The 16,394-nt window shown below is 63.8% G+C and carries 16 protein-coding genes, 1 pseudogene and 1 riboswitch; of the genes and pseudogenes, 3 read left to right on the forward strand and 14 right to left on the reverse strand.

Annotated features, from left to right (window positions below; all coding sequences use genetic code 11):
• Positions 1-63: 63 nt before the first annotated feature.
• Entirely contained in the window at positions 64-1,194 is a 1,131-nt protein-coding gene (locus AC0L18_RS21215; RefSeq protein ID WP_473494081.1) for an anhydro-N-acetylmuramic acid kinase, read from the forward strand.
• Here AC0L18_RS21215 and AC0L18_RS21220 read toward each other — a convergent pair whose 3' ends face one another.
• The gene (locus AC0L18_RS21220; RefSeq protein ID WP_473494055.1) at positions 1,195-1,620 is read right to left on the reverse strand and encodes a GNAT family N-acetyltransferase; all 426 of its coding nucleotides are present in this window, start codon (positions 1,618-1,620) and stop codon (positions 1,195-1,197) included.
• 125 nt (positions 1,621-1,745) lie between these two features.
• Positions 1,746-2,924, reverse strand: a complete 1,179-nt coding sequence (locus tag AC0L18_RS21225; RefSeq protein WP_473494056.1) for an MFS transporter — start codon at positions 2,922-2,924, stop codon at positions 1,746-1,748.
• A 48-nt stretch (positions 2,925-2,972) separates the two neighbouring features.
• On the opposite strand from AC0L18_RS21225, the gene AC0L18_RS21230 reads away from it, so the two are divergent.
• Positions 2,973-3,512, forward strand: coding sequence for an Lrp/AsnC family transcriptional regulator (locus tag AC0L18_RS21230; RefSeq protein WP_473494057.1), 540 nt, complete (start codon positions 2,973-2,975; stop codon positions 3,510-3,512).
• A gap of 10 nt (positions 3,513-3,522) precedes the next feature.
• Here AC0L18_RS21230 and AC0L18_RS21235 read toward each other — a convergent pair.
• From AC0L18_RS21235 to AC0L18_RS21260, 6 genes and pseudogenes are all read right to left on the reverse strand, one after another.
• Positions 3,523-4,352, reverse strand: a pseudogene (locus tag AC0L18_RS21235) (GNAT family N-acetyltransferase).
• Positions 4,353-4,356: 4 nt separating this feature from the next.
• A complete protein-coding gene (locus AC0L18_RS21240; protein WP_473494059.1) occupies positions 4,357-5,142 on the reverse strand; it encodes an aspartate/glutamate racemase family protein in 786 nt (261 codons plus the stop codon).
• Positions 5,114-5,932: an ABC transporter permease gene (locus AC0L18_RS21245; RefSeq protein WP_023800164.1), complete on the reverse strand. Its 819-nt coding sequence runs from the start codon at positions 5,930-5,932 to the stop codon at positions 5,114-5,116. The genes AC0L18_RS21240 and AC0L18_RS21245 overlap by 29 nt, the downstream gene beginning before the upstream one ends.
• Before the next feature lie 4 nt (positions 5,933-5,936).
• Entirely contained in the window at positions 5,937-6,842 is a 906-nt protein-coding gene (locus tag AC0L18_RS21250; RefSeq protein WP_473494060.1) for an ABC transporter permease, read from the reverse strand.
• A gap of 255 nt (positions 6,843-7,097) precedes the next feature.
• Entirely contained in the window at positions 7,098-8,387 is a 1,290-nt protein-coding gene (locus tag AC0L18_RS21255; RefSeq protein WP_473494061.1) for an ABC transporter substrate-binding protein, read from the reverse strand.
• Positions 8,388-8,420: 33 nt separating this feature from the next.
• Entirely contained in the window at positions 8,421-9,509 is a 1,089-nt protein-coding gene (locus AC0L18_RS21260; protein ID WP_473494063.1) for an ABC transporter ATP-binding protein, read from the reverse strand.
• A gap of 261 nt (positions 9,510-9,770) precedes the next feature.
• Here AC0L18_RS21260 and AC0L18_RS21265 point away from each other — a divergent pair, with 261 nt between their 5' ends.
• A complete protein-coding gene (locus tag AC0L18_RS21265) occupies positions 9,771-10,484 on the forward strand; it encodes a GntR family transcriptional regulator (RefSeq protein ID WP_023800160.1) in 714 nt (237 codons plus the stop codon).
• Positions 10,485-10,642: 158 nt separating this feature from the next.
• Here the strand turns inward: AC0L18_RS21265 and AC0L18_RS21270 are convergent, their stop codons facing one another.
• The 6 genes from AC0L18_RS21270 to AC0L18_RS21295 form a co-directional block, all read right to left on the reverse strand.
• Positions 10,643-11,245, reverse strand: a complete 603-nt coding sequence (locus AC0L18_RS21270) for a HupE/UreJ family protein (protein WP_473494064.1) — start codon at positions 11,243-11,245, stop codon at positions 10,643-10,645.
• Positions 11,246-11,281: 36 nt separating this feature from the next.
• Positions 11,282-11,815 (reverse strand): hypothetical protein, encoded by a 534-nt coding sequence (locus tag AC0L18_RS21275; RefSeq protein WP_473494065.1) that lies wholly within the window; start codon positions 11,813-11,815, stop codon positions 11,282-11,284.
• A gap of 2 nt (positions 11,816-11,817) precedes the next feature.
• The gene (locus tag AC0L18_RS21280; RefSeq protein WP_473494067.1) at positions 11,818-13,026 is read right to left on the reverse strand and encodes an agmatinase family protein; all 1,209 of its coding nucleotides are present in this window, start codon (positions 13,024-13,026) and stop codon (positions 11,818-11,820) included.
• Positions 13,027-13,038: 12 nt separating this feature from the next.
• Complete coding sequence (locus AC0L18_RS21285; protein ID WP_473494069.1) at positions 13,039-13,848, reverse strand: ATP-binding cassette domain-containing protein; 810 nt, start codon at positions 13,846-13,848, stop codon at positions 13,039-13,041.
• Positions 13,845-14,657: an ABC transporter permease gene (locus tag AC0L18_RS21290; protein ID WP_473494071.1), complete on the reverse strand. Its 813-nt coding sequence runs from the start codon at positions 14,655-14,657 to the stop codon at positions 13,845-13,847. Before AC0L18_RS21290 ends, AC0L18_RS21285 begins: the two co-directional genes overlap by 4 nt.
• A 105-nt stretch (positions 14,658-14,762) precedes the next feature.
• The gene (locus AC0L18_RS21295) at positions 14,763-15,821 is read right to left on the reverse strand and encodes a putative urea ABC transporter substrate-binding protein (protein ID WP_473494073.1); all 1,059 of its coding nucleotides are present in this window, start codon (positions 15,819-15,821) and stop codon (positions 14,763-14,765) included.
• 99 nt (positions 15,822-15,920) lie between these two features.
• Positions 15,921-16,035, reverse strand: a riboswitch (guanidine-I (ykkC/yxkD leader).
• Positions 16,036-16,394 lie beyond the last annotated feature (359 nt).

Below are 16,394 nucleotides of genomic sequence, written 5' to 3' on the forward strand. Positions count from 1 at the left end.
CAGCGCGGGATTATCGAGATTCGCCCATCGGTCGGCGATCGCGTCAACGGAGCCTAACAAATGATGATTGCGAAAAATGGCGAACCAATCTGGGCCGTCGGGCTGATGACCGGCACCGTGCTGGACGGCAATATCGATGTTGCGCTGATCAAGACCGACGGCGAGCGGATCGCGGATTTCGGCACCTATACGCTGGCGCCTTACCCCGGCTCGATCCGGACGCTGCTGGAGGAGACGCTGGATCAGGCCAGGGCGTGGAATTTTGCCGGACCGGAGCCGGCGATCTTTCGCGAAGCTGAACAAGCGCTGACGCGCGCCCAATCAGCGGCCGTCAAGGACCTGGTCGAAAGCTACGGGCTGACGATGGCCGATATCGGCGTCGTCGGCTTCCATGGCCAGACCGTGCTGCATCGCGCCCCGCAATCCGGCCGGCTCGGCCAGACCCGCCAGCTCGGCGATGGGGCTTTGATGCATGCAATCCTGGGGACCAAGGTCGCCTATGATTTCCGTTCGGCCGACATCCGCGCCGGCGGGCAAGGGGCGCCGCTGTCGGCCGCCTATCACGCCGCGCTGCTGCGCGACGCCGATATCAGCGGCGACACCGCGGTTCTCAATCTCGGCGGCGTCGCCAACATCACCTGGTGGGACGGCAAGGACAATGTCGTCGCTTTCGACACCGGACCGGCCAATGCGCCGCTGAACGATTTCATCAAGGCGAAAGGGCTGGGCGAAATGGACCGCGACGGCGCGCTGGCGCGGACCGGCACCGTCGACGAAGACCGGCTGGCCAAGCTCCTGCAGCATCCCTACCTGGCCAAGCCCTATCCAAAGTCGCTTGACCGGTTCGATTTCGGCGCAGCCATGGCGGACGGGATGAACGCTGAGGATGGCGCCGCACTGCTGACGGCCTTCACCGCTGCGGCCGCCGGCAAGGCGCTCGACCTCCTGCCGCACCGGCCGAAGCGGCTGGTGGTCAGCGGCGGCGGCCGCCACAACCCGACGATCATGGCCATGCTCGCCAGCCGCGCTGGTGTCGAAGCGGTGCCGGCGGAGGCGCTCGGCTGGAAGGGTGACGCGGTCGAGGCGGAGTGCTTTGCCTTCCTGGCGGTTCGCGTGCTCAGGGGCCTGCCGATCAGTTTTCCGACCACCACCGGTGTGCCACAGCCGATGCGCGGCGGACGCCTTGCCGGCTGATCAAGCCAGCAGTTTCTTCTGCAGGAAGACGCGGCTGCGACCGGCGGGAAAATCGGGAAGCACGCCGAATAGCCGATACCCCTGACGCTCATAGGCCTTGGCCGCCCGGGGATTGAAGGTGTCGATCAAGGCGCCATGACAGCCGCGTGCGACGGCCTCCTGTTCGGCTGCGTCCAGCATCCTGCCGGCCATGCGCCGGCCGCGCAGCCGCTCATCAACCCACAGCCACTGCACATAGAGCCAGCCCCAGGCGGTGTATCCCGAGATGCCGCCGACAACCGCACGGTGCTCGTCGCGCACGAACACGGCGAGCACCTTCCTGTTGGCCGGACCGACTTCGCTGTCGTTGAACGCGCTGAGCCGCTCCCCGAGAACAGCGAGTTCTTTCGGCGAAGGGTCGGCGGTGGTTTCAAGCGTCATGTTCATCGCTTGTCCAGACAGGCTCACAGCCGGATACGGGTATACAGCGCTTCCGGACCCGTGGCACTTTCATTTGCATTTATCGAAGGAAAGGACGGGAGCGCAAGCTCTGCCGCCGCGTGGCTCCGCGACTACACGGGCCGCGGCGAATGCCACGCCGCCGCCGCAGCGGCAACCAGCATGAGCAGCGCGGCGACCATTGCCGATGCCGCAAAGCCGAAGCTGGAATAGAGCGGACCGAAGGCGGTAGTGCCGACAAACACCGCGAGATAGGTCACTGCGCTGTTCAGGCCCATGATCGTGCCGCGCCGCGCCGGATCGAGCGCCGAGAGGCGCATCACCAGGACGTTCAGCCCGAAATGATTGGCAAGGCCCCAGAGCGCGACCATCGCGATGGTCAGATGGAAACTACTGCCTGCCGCGGCGAGCGCGACGTAGACGGCCGCGACGAGGAGATAGGCGAACGGCATGACGCGTCGCGCGCCAAGTCGATCGATCACGCCGTCAAGCAGCGCCGCCATGCCGAAGCCGGCGCCATAGGCGAGCGCCGCCAAGCCGTTGGCGCTGACCGGCCGTCCCAAGCCGTTGTGAAGGTGATCGCCAAGATAGCCATAGACGCCGTAGAAGGCGGTCATGAAGGCGCCGCAGGCGACCAGGAGCGGCACTATGCCGGGAACGGCCAAGGCGCCGAGCGGCGCCGGCGCCGGGCCGCTTTTCCTGACGTCGCTCAACGACGTCAGGGTAAGGCCGGTCAACGCGAGCGCCGCAAGCACCGCAACCGCTGCGAAAACGGCGCGCCAATGCACCAGATCGGCAAGCACCGCCGACAATGAGACGCCGGCGACCATGCTCAGGGTCCATCCGGTCAGCACGACACCGATGGTTCCACTTTCGCGGCCAGGCGGCGCGATCGCCGCGGCGCTGGCATAGATTGCCGGCATGGCGATACCGGCGGCGATGCCGGCGACAAGCTGGGCCGTAACCAGCATCGTTACCGTCGGCGCGGCGGCGCTGGCGAGAAGCGCGACCGCCAGCAGCAGCAACGCCCCTTGCAGCATGCGGCGGGCGCCAAGCCGATCGATATGGCGGGCCAGGAACAAGGCGCTTGCCGACGTGCCAAGCCCGAACGCAGCGGACGCGATCATGACGGCCGGCACGCTCGTCGCAAACGACGCGGCCACCGCCGGCGCTATCGGACCGAGAACCAGCGAGTTCGAGCCGATCACCGCGATGCATCCGGTCAAGAGATAGGCGAGCGCCGGGATAGGCGGCCTTCCCGTCAATGTTGCGACTTGATCACTGTTCGACATATGCCGATAATCGCCGTATTAAATTCTGTATCAATAAGGAATTTCACCATGGATGAAGAAACAGATGGCATTCCGCAGAACAGGCCTGCTGCCCGCGATGTTGACGCGATTGACCGAAAAATATTAGGCGTTCTGGTCGACGACGCCACGGTCAGCTATGCCGAGCTCGGTGATCGCGTCGGCCTGTCGCCGCCGGCCGCGCATGAACGGGTGAAGCGGCTTCGGCGCAGCGGCGCCATCCGCAATACCGCGGCGATCATCGATCCCAAGGCGGCGCGCAAGCCGCTGCTTGCCTTCGTGCACATCGACACCAAGGGCTGGGGAAAAACCCCCGAACTGATGGCGATTTCCGAGCACCCCGAAGTCGAGGAGATCCATTCGGTGGCCGGCGACACATGCATGCTGATCAAGGTCCGCACCGAGGACACACGGGCGCTCGAAGGCCTGCTGTCGCGGCTTTACGAAACGCCTGGCGTGACCTCGACGCGAAGCTATGTGGTTCTGTCGACCTATCTCGAGCGGCCGGTGCAGCCCGGGATCACGACGGAATGGCCGGCGCCCCGGCACATGGCCGAGCCGCTGTATTAGGGCCGTCCGGTCAACCAAGCTCCAGGGTGGTTATCGCAAAGACACCCGACTGCGTGAGCTGCGGCGGTTTTCCCTATACATTCGAGCCGTCTCGAAACCGGGTTGGAGGCCGGCGGACGTCAGCCTGGCTGCAAATTGCCCGCTGGTCTCGGGAACGTCGAGGTGGATATTTCCGGGTCTGGAGGCGTTGGCGAGTGCCGCGAAAAGGCGGCTTGCCGCGTCCAGGCTGTTGGCAAAGAGCGGCCCGATCTTGCAACCGTCACGGCATCGGCGCGCGACGCCATATCCCTCAATCGCGCCGTCTTTGACGATCGCAAGCGCCATGTGCGGCGGGCGCAGCCAGTGTTCCAGGAAGGATTGCCTCGGAGCGGGAAAGAACCGGCTGTCGTAGTCCAGGACATCGGCTTCCGGGCCTATGACGCGAATGTCGCTGTCGGCTTCTGTCGGACAGTTCGGCGATCCGACGAACCGGATCGTCCGGTAGACCGGCGCAAAACCCATGCTGCGGTAATTGGCCTGCTGTTCGACGACACCATCGACGCCGACCGTACGGTCGCCGAGCCGCGCCATGCCGGCATCCCAGACCGCCTTGCCATGGCCCTCGCCGCGCCTGTCCGGCCGACAGATGTAGAGACCGATGAAACCAAAATCGTCGCCATAGGCGACGGCCGAAATACCGGCCACCATCTCGCCATCGACAAAGGCGCCGATGAAGCCCTCTGGATCCGCCGCATGGAACGTCACGGCATCGCCAACACCGGGATTCCAGCCCTCCGCTGCCGCCCAGTCGACAAGGATTTTTACGTCTTCAAGTGCGAGCGTTCTGATCGTTCGGCGCATTGCCTCACTCGGTGGCTACGGTACCGGGGGCGAAGGACTTCAATGCGCCAAGATAGGGCTTTGCCAGCGGGTTTGCATAGGCGCCACGCTTGGACGTCGACAGGCCAAGCGCGATCAGTGCCTCGGCCTGCTTGACCGCGGCGCCGACGCCGTCGATGACCGGAACTCCGAACTCCCGCCGCAGCGCGGCGGCGAGATCGGCCATGCCGGCACAGCCGAGCACGATGGCCTCGGCGCGATCCTCGTCGAGCGCGCGCGCGATCTCGCCGCGCAGCTTCAGGATCGCGTCGGAGGTTGGGTCTTCGAGCGCAAGAACCGGAATGTCGGCAGCGCGCACGCGTGCCCGTCCTGCCATGCCATAGCGCTGCACCAGCGCTTCGACCGGCACGCGCGAGCGCTCGGTCGTGGTGACGACGGTGAAGCGCTGGGCGATGAACGAGGCCGTGCTGAGCGCTGCCTCGCAGATGCCGATGACCGGAATGTTGGCCATGGCGCGCGCCGCATCGAGGCCGGTGTCGTCGAAACAGGCGACGATCGCAGCCAGCGCGCCCGAGCGTTCGCCGTCGGCGATCTCGACCAGCAAGCCCGGCACGGCCAGCGCCTCGTCGTAGTAGCCTTCGATCGACACCGGACCCATCGTCGAGGTGACGGCGACGATGTCCGTACCGGCGCCGGCGACCAACCGCGCCGCCGCTGCAATGGTTTCGGTCATGCTTGCGGTGGTGTTCGGATTGACGACGAGGATCTGCACTGCGGTTCTCTCAAGCTCGCGGCCGACGGCCGCCGACATAGGCGATTGCGCCGAGCGTCGCCAAAATCACCAGGAAGGAAAATACCGTGGTCACGGTGCCCAGCGCATAGAGCACTGGCGTCGTCACATTCGTCGTCATGCCGTAGATTTCGAGCGGCAGCGTGTTGAACGTGCCCGAGGTCATCAGGGTGCGGGCGAACTCGTCATAGGACAGGGTGAAACCGAACAGGCCGACACCGATTAGGCTGGGCGCGATCATCGGCAGCACGACATGCGCGAAGGTCTGCCAGGAGGTCGCGCCCAAGTCCCGCGCAGCTTCCTCATAGGCCGGCGAAAACCGGTTGAAGACCGCGAACATGATCAGCACGCCGAAAGGCAAGGTCCAGGTCAGATGGGCACCAAAGGCAGAGGTGTACCAGGCGGGACGAAAGCCGATCTGCTGGAAGACGACGCCGATGCCGAGCGAGATGATGATCGACGGCACGACCAGGCTGGCGACTGCCAGATAGAACAATGCGGTGGCGCCGCGAAATTTTTGCCGAAAGGCAAGACCGGCAAGCAGCGACACGCCGACTGTGACGATCATCACCATCAGGCCAAGAATAAAGGAGCGTTTGAAGCTGCCGCCGAAATCACCGACCGCCTGGCGTTCGAACAGATTGGCGAACCAGTGCAGCGAAACGCCGTTCAGCGGAAAGGTCAGCCCGCCATTCTCGCCCTGGAAGGACAGGATCAGGATCGCCGAGAGCGGGCCGTAGAGAAACAGCACGAAAAGGGCGAAGAATGCCGCCAGCACGTAGAATTCAAGGGTGCGCTTGTCCCGGCTCATCGCCTCACAGCTCCTTGCGGATGTCGACGATGCGCAGGATGCCGGCGACCATCAGCAGCACCAGCACCAGCAGCACGACAGCGTTGGCGGCCGCTGCCGGATATTGCAGCAGCGACATCTGGTTCTTCATCATCAGCGCGACGGATGCGCTCTGTCCGCCGGACATCACCTGCACCGTCGAAAAGTCGGCCATCACCAGCGTGACGACGAAGATGGTGCCGATCGCCATGCCGGGCTTGGCAAGCGGGATGACGACGTTCCACAACACCTGCCAGCCGGACGCGCCGGCATCGCGCGCAGCCTCGATCAGCGACTTGTCGATGCGCATCAGCGTGTTGAAGATCGGTGTCACCATGAACAGCGTGTAGAGATGCACCATGGCCAGCACCACGGCGAATTCGGAATAGAGCAGCCATTCGATCGGCTTCGGGATCAGCCCGATCTCAACCAGCGTCGAATTGACCAGGCCGTTGCGGCCAAGCACCGGAATCCACGAGATCATGCGGATGATGTTGGAGGTCAGGAACGGCACCGTGCAGACCAGGAACAGCACCATCTGCATGGCGGTGGTCCTGATATGGAAGGCGAGGAAATAGGCGACCCAGAAGCCGACGAACAGCGTCAGTGCCCAGACGATACCAGCGTATTTCAGCGTGTTCAGATAGGTTTTCCAGGTCACCCACGAGCCGAGCGTGTCGGCGTAGTTGATGGTCAGGAAATCCGGATACATCGCCGCGAAATCGTACTCCCAGAAGGAGACCACGGCGATCATCAGGATCGGCAGCAAAAGGAACGCGCCGAGGATCAGCGCCAGCGGCGCCGCCTGGAGGTAGGGGACGAGGCGGGCGACCGAGACGCGGCGGCGCCTGGGTTTGGCGGCGGCTACAGGCTGGTCGAGAGCCACAGTCATGTGAAACGCTTTCGGGACGATGTGGCGAAAGAGCAATTTGCCAGGTTGTGATCCTTGGCGCCCCCCTCTGTCCTGCCGCACATCTCCCCCACTTGGGGGGAGATCGGCCGTCGCCGCCGCTTTCGCCAATCTCCAACATCGCAAGAAGAGGGGCCAACAGCGAAGCTGCCAATCTCCCCCCAAGTGGGGGAGATGTCCGGCAGGACAGAGGGGGGCGCCAAGGAACGCAACATCTCAGTTATTGCCTGCCTTGCACTACGCCGCGATGAATTCGTTCCAGCGCCTCACCATGTAGCGGTCCTCGTCCATGACCGAGTTCCAGCAGGCGACCTTGCCCATGCGCTCGACGAAGGAGCCGCCGTCACGCACCGCGCCCGCCTTCTCCATGATCTTGCCGTCCGGCGCCATGATGTCGCCCTTGGCCGGCTTGCCGTCGACCCAGTAGCCCCATTCGTCCTCGGACATGAACTGCTTGGCCGTATCCATGGCGGCCGAGTAGTAGCCCTGGCGGTTGAGGTAGGCGCCGACCCAGCCGGACAAGTACCAGTTGATGTATTCGTAGGCGGCGTCGAGCTCGGCGCCCTTGAGATGCGCCGCCAGGCCAAGGCCGCCGCCCCACGAGCGATAGCCTTCCTTGAGCGGCTGGTATTTGCAGGCGATGCCCTTGGAGCGCACCGCAGCGACGGCCGGCGACCACATCGACTGGATGACCACTTCGCCCGATGCCATCAAATTGACGCTCTCGTCGAACGATTTCCAGAACGCCCGGAACTGGCCGTCCTGCTTGGCCTTGATCAGGAAGTCGATCGTCTTGTCGATCTCCTCCTTGGTCATGTTGCCCTTGTCGGCATATTTGATGTTGCCCATGGCTTCCATGATCATCGCCGCATCCATGATGCCGATCGACGGGATGTTGAGAATGGCGGCCTTGCCCTTGAAGGCCGGATCCATGATGTCGGCCCAGGTGGTGATGTCGCGGCCGACAAGATCGGGGCGAATGCCGAGCGTATCGGCATTGTAGATGGTCGGAACCATCGTCATCCACTGCGTCGGCTGCTCGGCGAAGGTCTTGGCGTCCTGCGCCTCGACGAAGCCGACGGTATGCGGCGCGGTGCCCTGGGCGATGACGCTGTCGGGCGTCAGCTTGCCGGTGATGAACAGCGGCACGATCTTGTCGTAATATTTCAGCTTCTTGACATCCATCGGCTGCATCACGCCGGACGGATAGACCTTCTTGGCGATCCAGTATTCGATGTCGGCGATGTCGTAGCTGTCCGGCTGGGTCACCGCGCGCTGGGCGGCGGCGTCGGAATCGGTCGCAGTCATTTCCAGCGTGATGCCGAGGTCGGCCTTGCACTTGTCGGCAATGGCGTTGAGGTTCGACACGCCGGTGCCGAACTGGCGCAGCGTGATCGGGTTCTGCGCCCAGATCGTCGGAAACCCTGATATGGCACCCGAACCGGCGGCAAGACCGACGGCGGCAGCACCGGTCTTAAGCAGCGAGCGGCGGGAAATTCCTGTCTTGTTGTCGGTGGTGTTGGTCATGTCAGTTCCCCTGTTTTGATTGGTGGTTCTGGTTCAGGAATCGAGACGGCCAAGAACAATCGCGTCCTCGGCGTCCCAGGCGATCGGCACCGCGTCGCCGACGGCGACCGGCTTGGCGAAGAAGCTGGTGTCGTCGACGATGACGGTAAAATCCTCAATGCCGGCGCCATTGACCGAGAGTTTTACGGTCGAGCCGCGGTATTCGACGTTGGAAGCGATGCCGGTAAAGCCGAGCCCCGTGGCCAGTGGGTCGCCGATCCGCACATGGTCGGTGCGAATGGCGATATCGATCGGCTCGCCGATCGCCCTGCCCTGCCCGCTGGCCGCAAGCGAGGCCCCACCCGGCACATCGAAGACAACCATGCCGACGCGGCTGCCGCTGACGCGGCCGGAGACGACGTTGTGATCGCCCATGAAGCGAGCGACGAACGCGGTGGCCGGCCGCTCGAAGACGATGCGCGGATGCGCCGCCTGCTCGATACGGCCGTCATTCATGACCACGATCAGGTCGGCGAGCGCCATCGCCTCCTCCTGGCTGTGGGTGACGTGGACGAAAGTGATGCCGAGCGACGTCTGCAGCTTCTTCAGTTCCGCCCGCATGCGGATCTTCAGGAATGGATCGAGTGCCGATAGCGGCTCGTCGAGCAGCAGCGCTTCGGGGTCGGTGATCAGCGCGCGGGCCAGAGCGACGCGTTGCTGCTGTCCGCCCGAAAGCTGCGCCGGGCGGCGGCTGGCGTAGCCCTCCATCTGCATCAGCTTCAGCATATCGAGCGCCCTGGAGCGGCGCTCCTCCTTGCGGACGCCCTTCATCTTGAGGCTGAACGCAACATTGTCGATCAGGTCGAGATGCGGAAACAGCGCGTAGGACTGGAACATCATGGCGGTGCCGCGCCTGGCCGGCGGCAGGTCGGTGACCACCGTGTTGCCGAGACGCACGTCGCCGCTCGATATGCTTTCGTGCCCGGCAATCATGCGCAGCGTCGAGGTCTTGCCGCAGCCGGACGGCCCGAGCAGGCAGCAATAGGTTCCCGCGGGGATTTTCAAGCTGATGTCTTCGACGGCAGTCGTTGCGCCATAGATCTTCGAAACGGACACGATGTCGATTTCGGCGGCTTTGGACATCCGGCTTCCTCTCTAAATCAACTTAAGCAAAGCATCATGCATGCCAGTTGCCCCAGATCGGCCTCAAACGATTGATTCCTTGGGAAAATCAGAATTGCCTCCGGCCGCCCCTCGAAATGGCATGCCTACGAATGCACAAATTATAGGCGATCGCTGCCGATTCCCGCAAAAATCGTATGCAATCTTTTTCGGCATCGTATTCACTTTGTCTCTCGTGCAAGCGACCCGATTCAGGTTAGAAAAGGCGCAGGGACCACCATCATGAATATAGCCGACCAGACTTTCCCTGCTGTCGACAGTGCCAACGAGGATCGCGCCCAGGCGATCCGCGATCAGTTGCGCGACGCGATCGTCGACCGCCGGCTGGCGCCCGGAACCAAGCTGTCGGAAGGCGAGGTCGGCACTTTATTCGACGTCAGCCGCACCGTGGCGCGCGCGGCGCTGCAGATGCTCTCCTTCGAAGGCCTGGTGCGGACCGAGCGCAATCGTGGCGCCTTCGTCGCCAACCCGTCGCCGGAGGAAGCGCGTCAGGTCTTTGCTTCGCGCCGGCTGATCGAGCCCGGCATAGCGATTGCCGCAGCCGGGCGGATGACGCCGGACCATGTCGCTGCCTTCAAGGCGCAGCTTGATGAAGAGGGCCGCTTCATTGCCGAACGCGGACCAAATGCAAGACGCTCGGAAATCAAGGCTTCGGGCGATTTTCACCTGCTGCTGGCTTCGGTTGCCGGAAACGCCATCCTCCAGCGCTTCATGGAAGAACTGGTGGCGCGGTCATCGCTGGTGATTGCGCTCTACGGCCGCTCGGGCGTCTCGAGCTGCGGCCATAGCGAGCACATGAATATCCTGGAGGCGCTGGAAAATGGCAATTCCGAACGCGCCAGCGCGCTGATGCTGCACCACATCGACCATATCGAGGCCGACCTCGATCTGCGTGTCAGGAGCGGTCCGGCGCTCAGGCAGGCGCTCGAGTTCTGACGCTCATTTCGACCGGAGGGACGCGAATACCGCGCCCCTCAAAGCCGTTGGGCTCGGACCTTCAGGATCTGGTACAGCAAATCGCGGACGCGCCGCAGCCTCATCGACCATTTCTGGCTCATCTGCTTTCCAGTTCTGTTAGCCGACTGCCTTACGTCTCAAAAAGCTTGGGCCGCCATGGCCATTCCAACCAGCGAGGTGGCGATTCCAGCGGTGCGGACCGTCGTCGGCCAACGAGCCAGCTTGACAGCGGACAGAATGCCGATTGCATGCAGCATCGACGTGGCGAGCATGAAGCCAGCGGCGTAGGCGATGCCGCCGGCGCTCTCGGGACTCTCAAGGCCGTGGGCGTTGCCGTGGAAGAGGCCGGACAGGGCCGTCAGTGCCGCCGCGGCGGCCAGCGGCAGCGGCTTGGCGAGGCCGACCATCGCGCCGAAGACCACAAGCGACAGCGCGATGCCGGTTTCAAGCGAAGGCAGGCCGATGCCGGCCATGCCGAGCAAGGCCCCGGCGACCATGGCCGAGACAAAGGCCAGCGGCACAAGGACAATGCTGCGCCCGCCGGCACGGGCGCCGATCATGCCGACTGCAACCATTGCGAGCAGATGATCCATGCCGAACAGCGGATGTTGGAGGCCGGCGAAAAAGCCGTGGACGTGAGCGCCGCCGCTATGGGCAAACGCCAGCGACGGTGTGACGGCGGCGAGAGCTGAAAGGATGCCAAGTCTTGCCGATATTTTCATGCTTGCCAATGTTTTCATGGTTGTACCTGCTCGATGAGAGTGACGGGTTTGGTTTCAATGCCCGGGAACGGTGAATTGCGAAGCGGCGGAACGGTCCACTAGGGCGCGCGCGGCGGCGAAGCCGAGCGGCATTTGCTGAGCGCCGTCGTGATAGATGAAAGCGAGGCGGCGGCGGTGCGATGTCAGGCGCGCCGGCAGCGGGTGATAGGCGACGCCGGTGCCGCCGACAAGCGGCATGACCGCGCCGACGTCGACCAGATCCTCGGTCTCGACACGCAAGAGATGAAGCCGCACGCCGTCCGTCGTCTCGCCGACAAAGGGTATGCCGGCCAGACGCAGAAAGCTGGATGGGTCCGGCGCCCGCGCAAAGCCTTCGAGGAAGGCGGTTTCGACAAGGTCGAGGTCGACCGATGCGGGATCAACCGGCAACTCGTGAGCCGGGTCCGGCAGATGCGGCGTCTGCCATTGCAGCGGCTTGCCAGCGGGCCCATTGTGGCCGGGGGCGTGCGGATGGTCATGATGACCGTTCGGCCCGTGATGATGGTGGCCGTCGCCATGGCCATGACTGTGGTGATGATCGTCGTGCATGGTCAAAAACTCACCGGTTTGTCGATGATCGATTTGTGCTTGCCGAGATTGCCGTGGGCGACCATCGAGCCGAGCGCTTCGACGACGACACGCACGCCGAACAGCGCGGTGATGTCCGACGTGTCGTAGGGCGGCGAGACCTCGACCACTTCCAGCCCGCAAATTCCAGGCGCCGTCACCAGCCCAAGCAGCTTGAGCGCCTCGCGCGGCAGGAAGCCGCCCGGCTCAGGCCAGCCGGTGCCGGGTACGAAACCGCAATCGAGGCTGTCGACGTCGAAAGAGATGTAGACGGCGTCGGTGTCCTTCCATGCGAGTTCGAGCGCGATTTCCGCCGCCTTCTCGAGGCCCATCTGCTCAATGTCGGCAATGGTCAGCACGTTGGTGCCGCGCTTCCTCGCCTCGGCGACGCCGTAGCGGGGAACCTGCCAGCCGCCGATGCCGAGCTGCACGAGATTGGTCGCCGAGACGTTCGGCAGGTTGGTCGCCCAGTACCAAGGCGTGGTGTGCATGCGCTCGTCGAGATCCTTTTCCTGGATGTCGATATGGCGGTCGAAATGGATGATGCCGATGCGCTTCGAGGTCACGTCGGCGATGCCGCGCACGCAAGGGAAACCAATCGAGTGGTCGCCGCCCAGCATGATCGGCAGCGCGCCGGACGAAGCGACATGGCTGACGCCCTTGGTGATCTGGTCGAAGCTCTTTTCGAGGTTGGCGGGAATGGTGAAGACGTCGCCGGCGTCGCACAGCGTCATCTGCTCGCGCAAATCGACGCCGAGCTCGTAATTGTACGGCGTATAGAGCGCCGAGATGCGGCGAATGCCTTGCGGCCCGAAGCGGGTTCCCGGCCGGTAGGTGGTGCCGCTGTCGAAAGGAATGCCGATGACGGCAGCATCATATTTGCCGACATCGCGGACGTTCTCGACATAGGGCGCCTTGAGAAAGGTGTTGATGCCGGCGAAATGCGGCAGCTCGCCGCGCGCGAATGTCGGGATCGACTTGTCGACGATCGACTCCGACCCTGGCAGGCCCATGTCGAGCGCCCATTGCTGCTCTTTGCGCCAGCCGCTTTCCGGCAGCTTGCCCTCGGCCTCGATCGATTTCCAGCCCTGCGTGCCGCGGGCGTCGAAATCGGGGTGGTGAAAACGCTCCCTGGCCGCCCGGGCGACGAGCCCTGCCCGGCGGTGGCTGCGTTCGGGGATACTTCTGGACATTCAAACTCTCCGTTACGACGCCGTCGTCGCCATTGCTGTATCCGGCCGGGTCGTCCCGACCATCGCGGCCACCTTGGCCAAGTGATGAGAGGAAGCCCGGGTCTTGCGATCGAGCCTCAGATCGTAGGTGATCGTCGCGCCGTAAGCCGACGGGAACTGCGGATCGTGGCGCACCTTGTCGAAAACCAGCACGCGGGTGCCGAGCTTGAAGGCCTCGCCGATATCGTGGGTGACCATCACCACCGTCATGCCATGCTCGGTCCACAGCTCGGTCAGCAGGTCGTGCATCTCGACGCGGATGCCGGGATCGAGCGCACCGAACGGCTCGTCGAGAAGCAGGATCTGCGGCCGGCCAAGCAAGGTCTGCGCAATCGCCAGCCGCTGCTGCATGCCGCCGGAGAGCGATGCCGGATAGAGGTCGCGCGCATGGGCAAGGCCAACCCGCGCCAGCATGGCCTCGGCCTGTTGCCTGGCGTTTCTGCGCCTGGCGCCGAAGACGCGGCCAAACGGCCCGCCCGAGCGAAAGTCTTCGACCAGCAGCAGGTTCTGCATGGCGGTCAGATGCGGAAACACCGAATAGCGCTGAAAGACGATGCCGCGCTGCGGCGTCGGCTCGGGCACGATCGGGCCATCGCCGACGATGACGACGCCGCTGCTCTGCTGCTCCTGGCCGAGCAGGATGCGCAGGAACGTCGATTTTCCGCAGCCGCTGGCGCCGACCAGCGACAGGAATTCGCCGGCCTCGGCGGTGACGTTGACCCGCTCGAGCACGCGGGTATCGCCATAGTTCTTTTCCAGCCCGTGAACGACGATGCGGCTCATCTGGCCTCCACCGGATGCGCCCAAGGGGAGATTGCCCGCGACAGCCGCACCAGCAGCCAGTCGGTGATGACGGCAAGCAGCGTGATCCAGGCGACATAAGGCAGGATGACGTCCATCGAGAGATAGCGGCGGACGAGGAAGATGCGGTAACCCAGCCCTTCGGTCGAGGCGATGGCTTCGGCGGCGATCAGGAACAGCCAGGCCGGCCCGAGCGCCAGCCGCACGCAAGTGATGAGGCGCGGCATGATCTGCGGCAGCACCAGCCGCAAGACCGTGGTCCAGCTGTTGCCGCCAAGCGTTTGCGCCTTGGCCACCAGTTCTGGTGGCAACTCCATCACCCGGTTGGCGATGTCGCGCACCATCACCGGCGCGACGCCGACGGCGATCAGCGTGATCTTGGCCGTTTCGCCGAGGCCGAGCGCGATGAACAGGATCGGCAGCAGCGCCAGCGGAGGGATGACGCAAACGACGGTGACGAAGGGCAGCAGGAACGCCCGCACCCGCGGGATGAAGCCGATGGCAATGCCGAGCGAAAGCGCGGCGACCGTGGCAACGCCCACGCCCGCGAACAGCCTGAGGAGACTGGCATAGGTGTCGACCCAAAGGATGAGGTCGCCCGAGCGCTTGTCCGGCACCGTGGCAAGGTCAAGAAAGGCCGACCACATCTGTACCGGCGAAGGCAGCAGCTTGTCGCTGGGATTGACCGTCAGTCGTTGCGCCGAAGCGAAGAGATAGGCGATTGCCACGAACAGGAACGGCAAGCCGCCGAGGAACAAGGCGCCGCCGCGCGAAACCTTCGCATTGATCATGCGAAGGCGCACCCTCGGCTTTGGCCGGGAAGGACGCTTAATGCCCTCCCCGCCCGTCGCGGAGGCTTCATCCCTGGCACTCATTCCCCTGGCCAGCATGTCGGGTCAAGGCGTTGCGGTTGCCGCCTCGGCCATGAACGCTGGATCGAAACGCAGCTTGACGTTCTTGGCGTCGCCCAGCGTCGATCCATCGGCAAAGCTCATGCCGACGACGTCGACACTGGTCGCATTGGTGCCGAGAATGCCGTGGCTGAACAGGAAGTTGCGGACAAGATCCATTGTCTTCGGCAATTCGCTGCCGTTGGTGAACTCGACCGCCTTGGCGGGCTCGAAGAACATTGCCGTCGAGGCAAGCTGCGCGTCGAAGCCGGCGAGGTCGGTGCCGGACGCCTTGGCCATCTCCTCCTTGGCTGCCTTGCCTTCCGGCGTGTCGGAGGTCATCAGCTCCATCACCTCGTACCACGCGCCGACAAGCGCCTTGCCCAATGCCGGATTGTCCTTCAGCGTCTCGGTGTTGACGACCATCATGTCGATGATCTCACCGGGAATCTGCGCGGAATCGAACACCTTGTGCGCACCCGGCATGGCGACTATCTCGGAAACCAGCGGGTTCCAGGTAACGACCGAGGTGACGTCGCTGGTGCCGTAGGCGGCGACCATGTCGGCGTCGGATGTGTTGACGACGGTGATGTCCTTCTCGGCGAGCTTGACCGTGTCCAGCGCCCGCGCCAGCAGGTAATGCGAGACGGAGAGCTCGACGAGATTGACCTTCTGGCCGGCAATGTCGGCGAGCGCTGCCTTGTCCTTGAGGATCACCGCATCATTGCCGTTGGAGAAGTCGCCGATGATCAAGGCGGTGGTGTCGACGCCGCCGCCTGCGGGGATCGACAGCGCGTCCATGTTGGTCATCGAACAGCCGTCGAAACCGCCGGCGGTGTACTGGTTGATGCTTTCGACATAGTCGTTGATGCGGGTGATCTCGACATTGATGCCGTTTTTGTCGGCCCATTTCTTCATGATGCCGCTATCGGAGAGATAGCCCCACGGCATCCAGCCGACATAGATCGACCAGCATATCTTGAAGTCTTTCTTGGGCGCCGCGCCGGCGGCGGAAACGATGGGAAGTGATGCGGCTAGGATGATTGCGGCCAGCTTGCGAAGCATTGCGTACCCCTGTTCGCGATCCGGATTGCGACCGGACTTGATGTTGGGATTTGCGAGCGCGCATCCGGGAGAGGTTCGCGCCAGCAAACCCGTGCAGGGTTCTCCCGGGATTTTGGCCCGCCGTGTTCCGCCGGATGCCTCAGTGCATCCCTGGCGGTCGCATCTCTTGGACCAGCACCGTTTTTTTGCGGCCGGAACCCTAGACGCTCTGCACACCACCAACGAAGCAAGGAGCATGCCAACGCCGAACAGGCCAAAAAGGCCGGCATTTGCGGACAGTGCGGCTTCGAGCACTCGCATTAGTGACGCAAAAATCATCGCATCGCCGACGGATTGGGCAGTTTGCCTGAGCGCTCATGGTCAAAATCTGACGCTTGGTTCCGGGGCCGTTAGCCCGCTCAGGGAAGGAGACCTAACTCACCAGCTCTCCGACGGCGCGTGTGGGCCAGGAGCGGTCCTTTAAGCCGCTGTTATGGAACGACCTGTGTGGGGCCGAGGAACGAACCCGCTGCGCGGGAGGGCGCCTGCGGTTGAGGTAGAGATCAGGAACCGGTCGTCGCGCCTGCATTGAGC

Source organism: Mesorhizobium sp. WSM4819 (genome assembly GCF_055811215.1).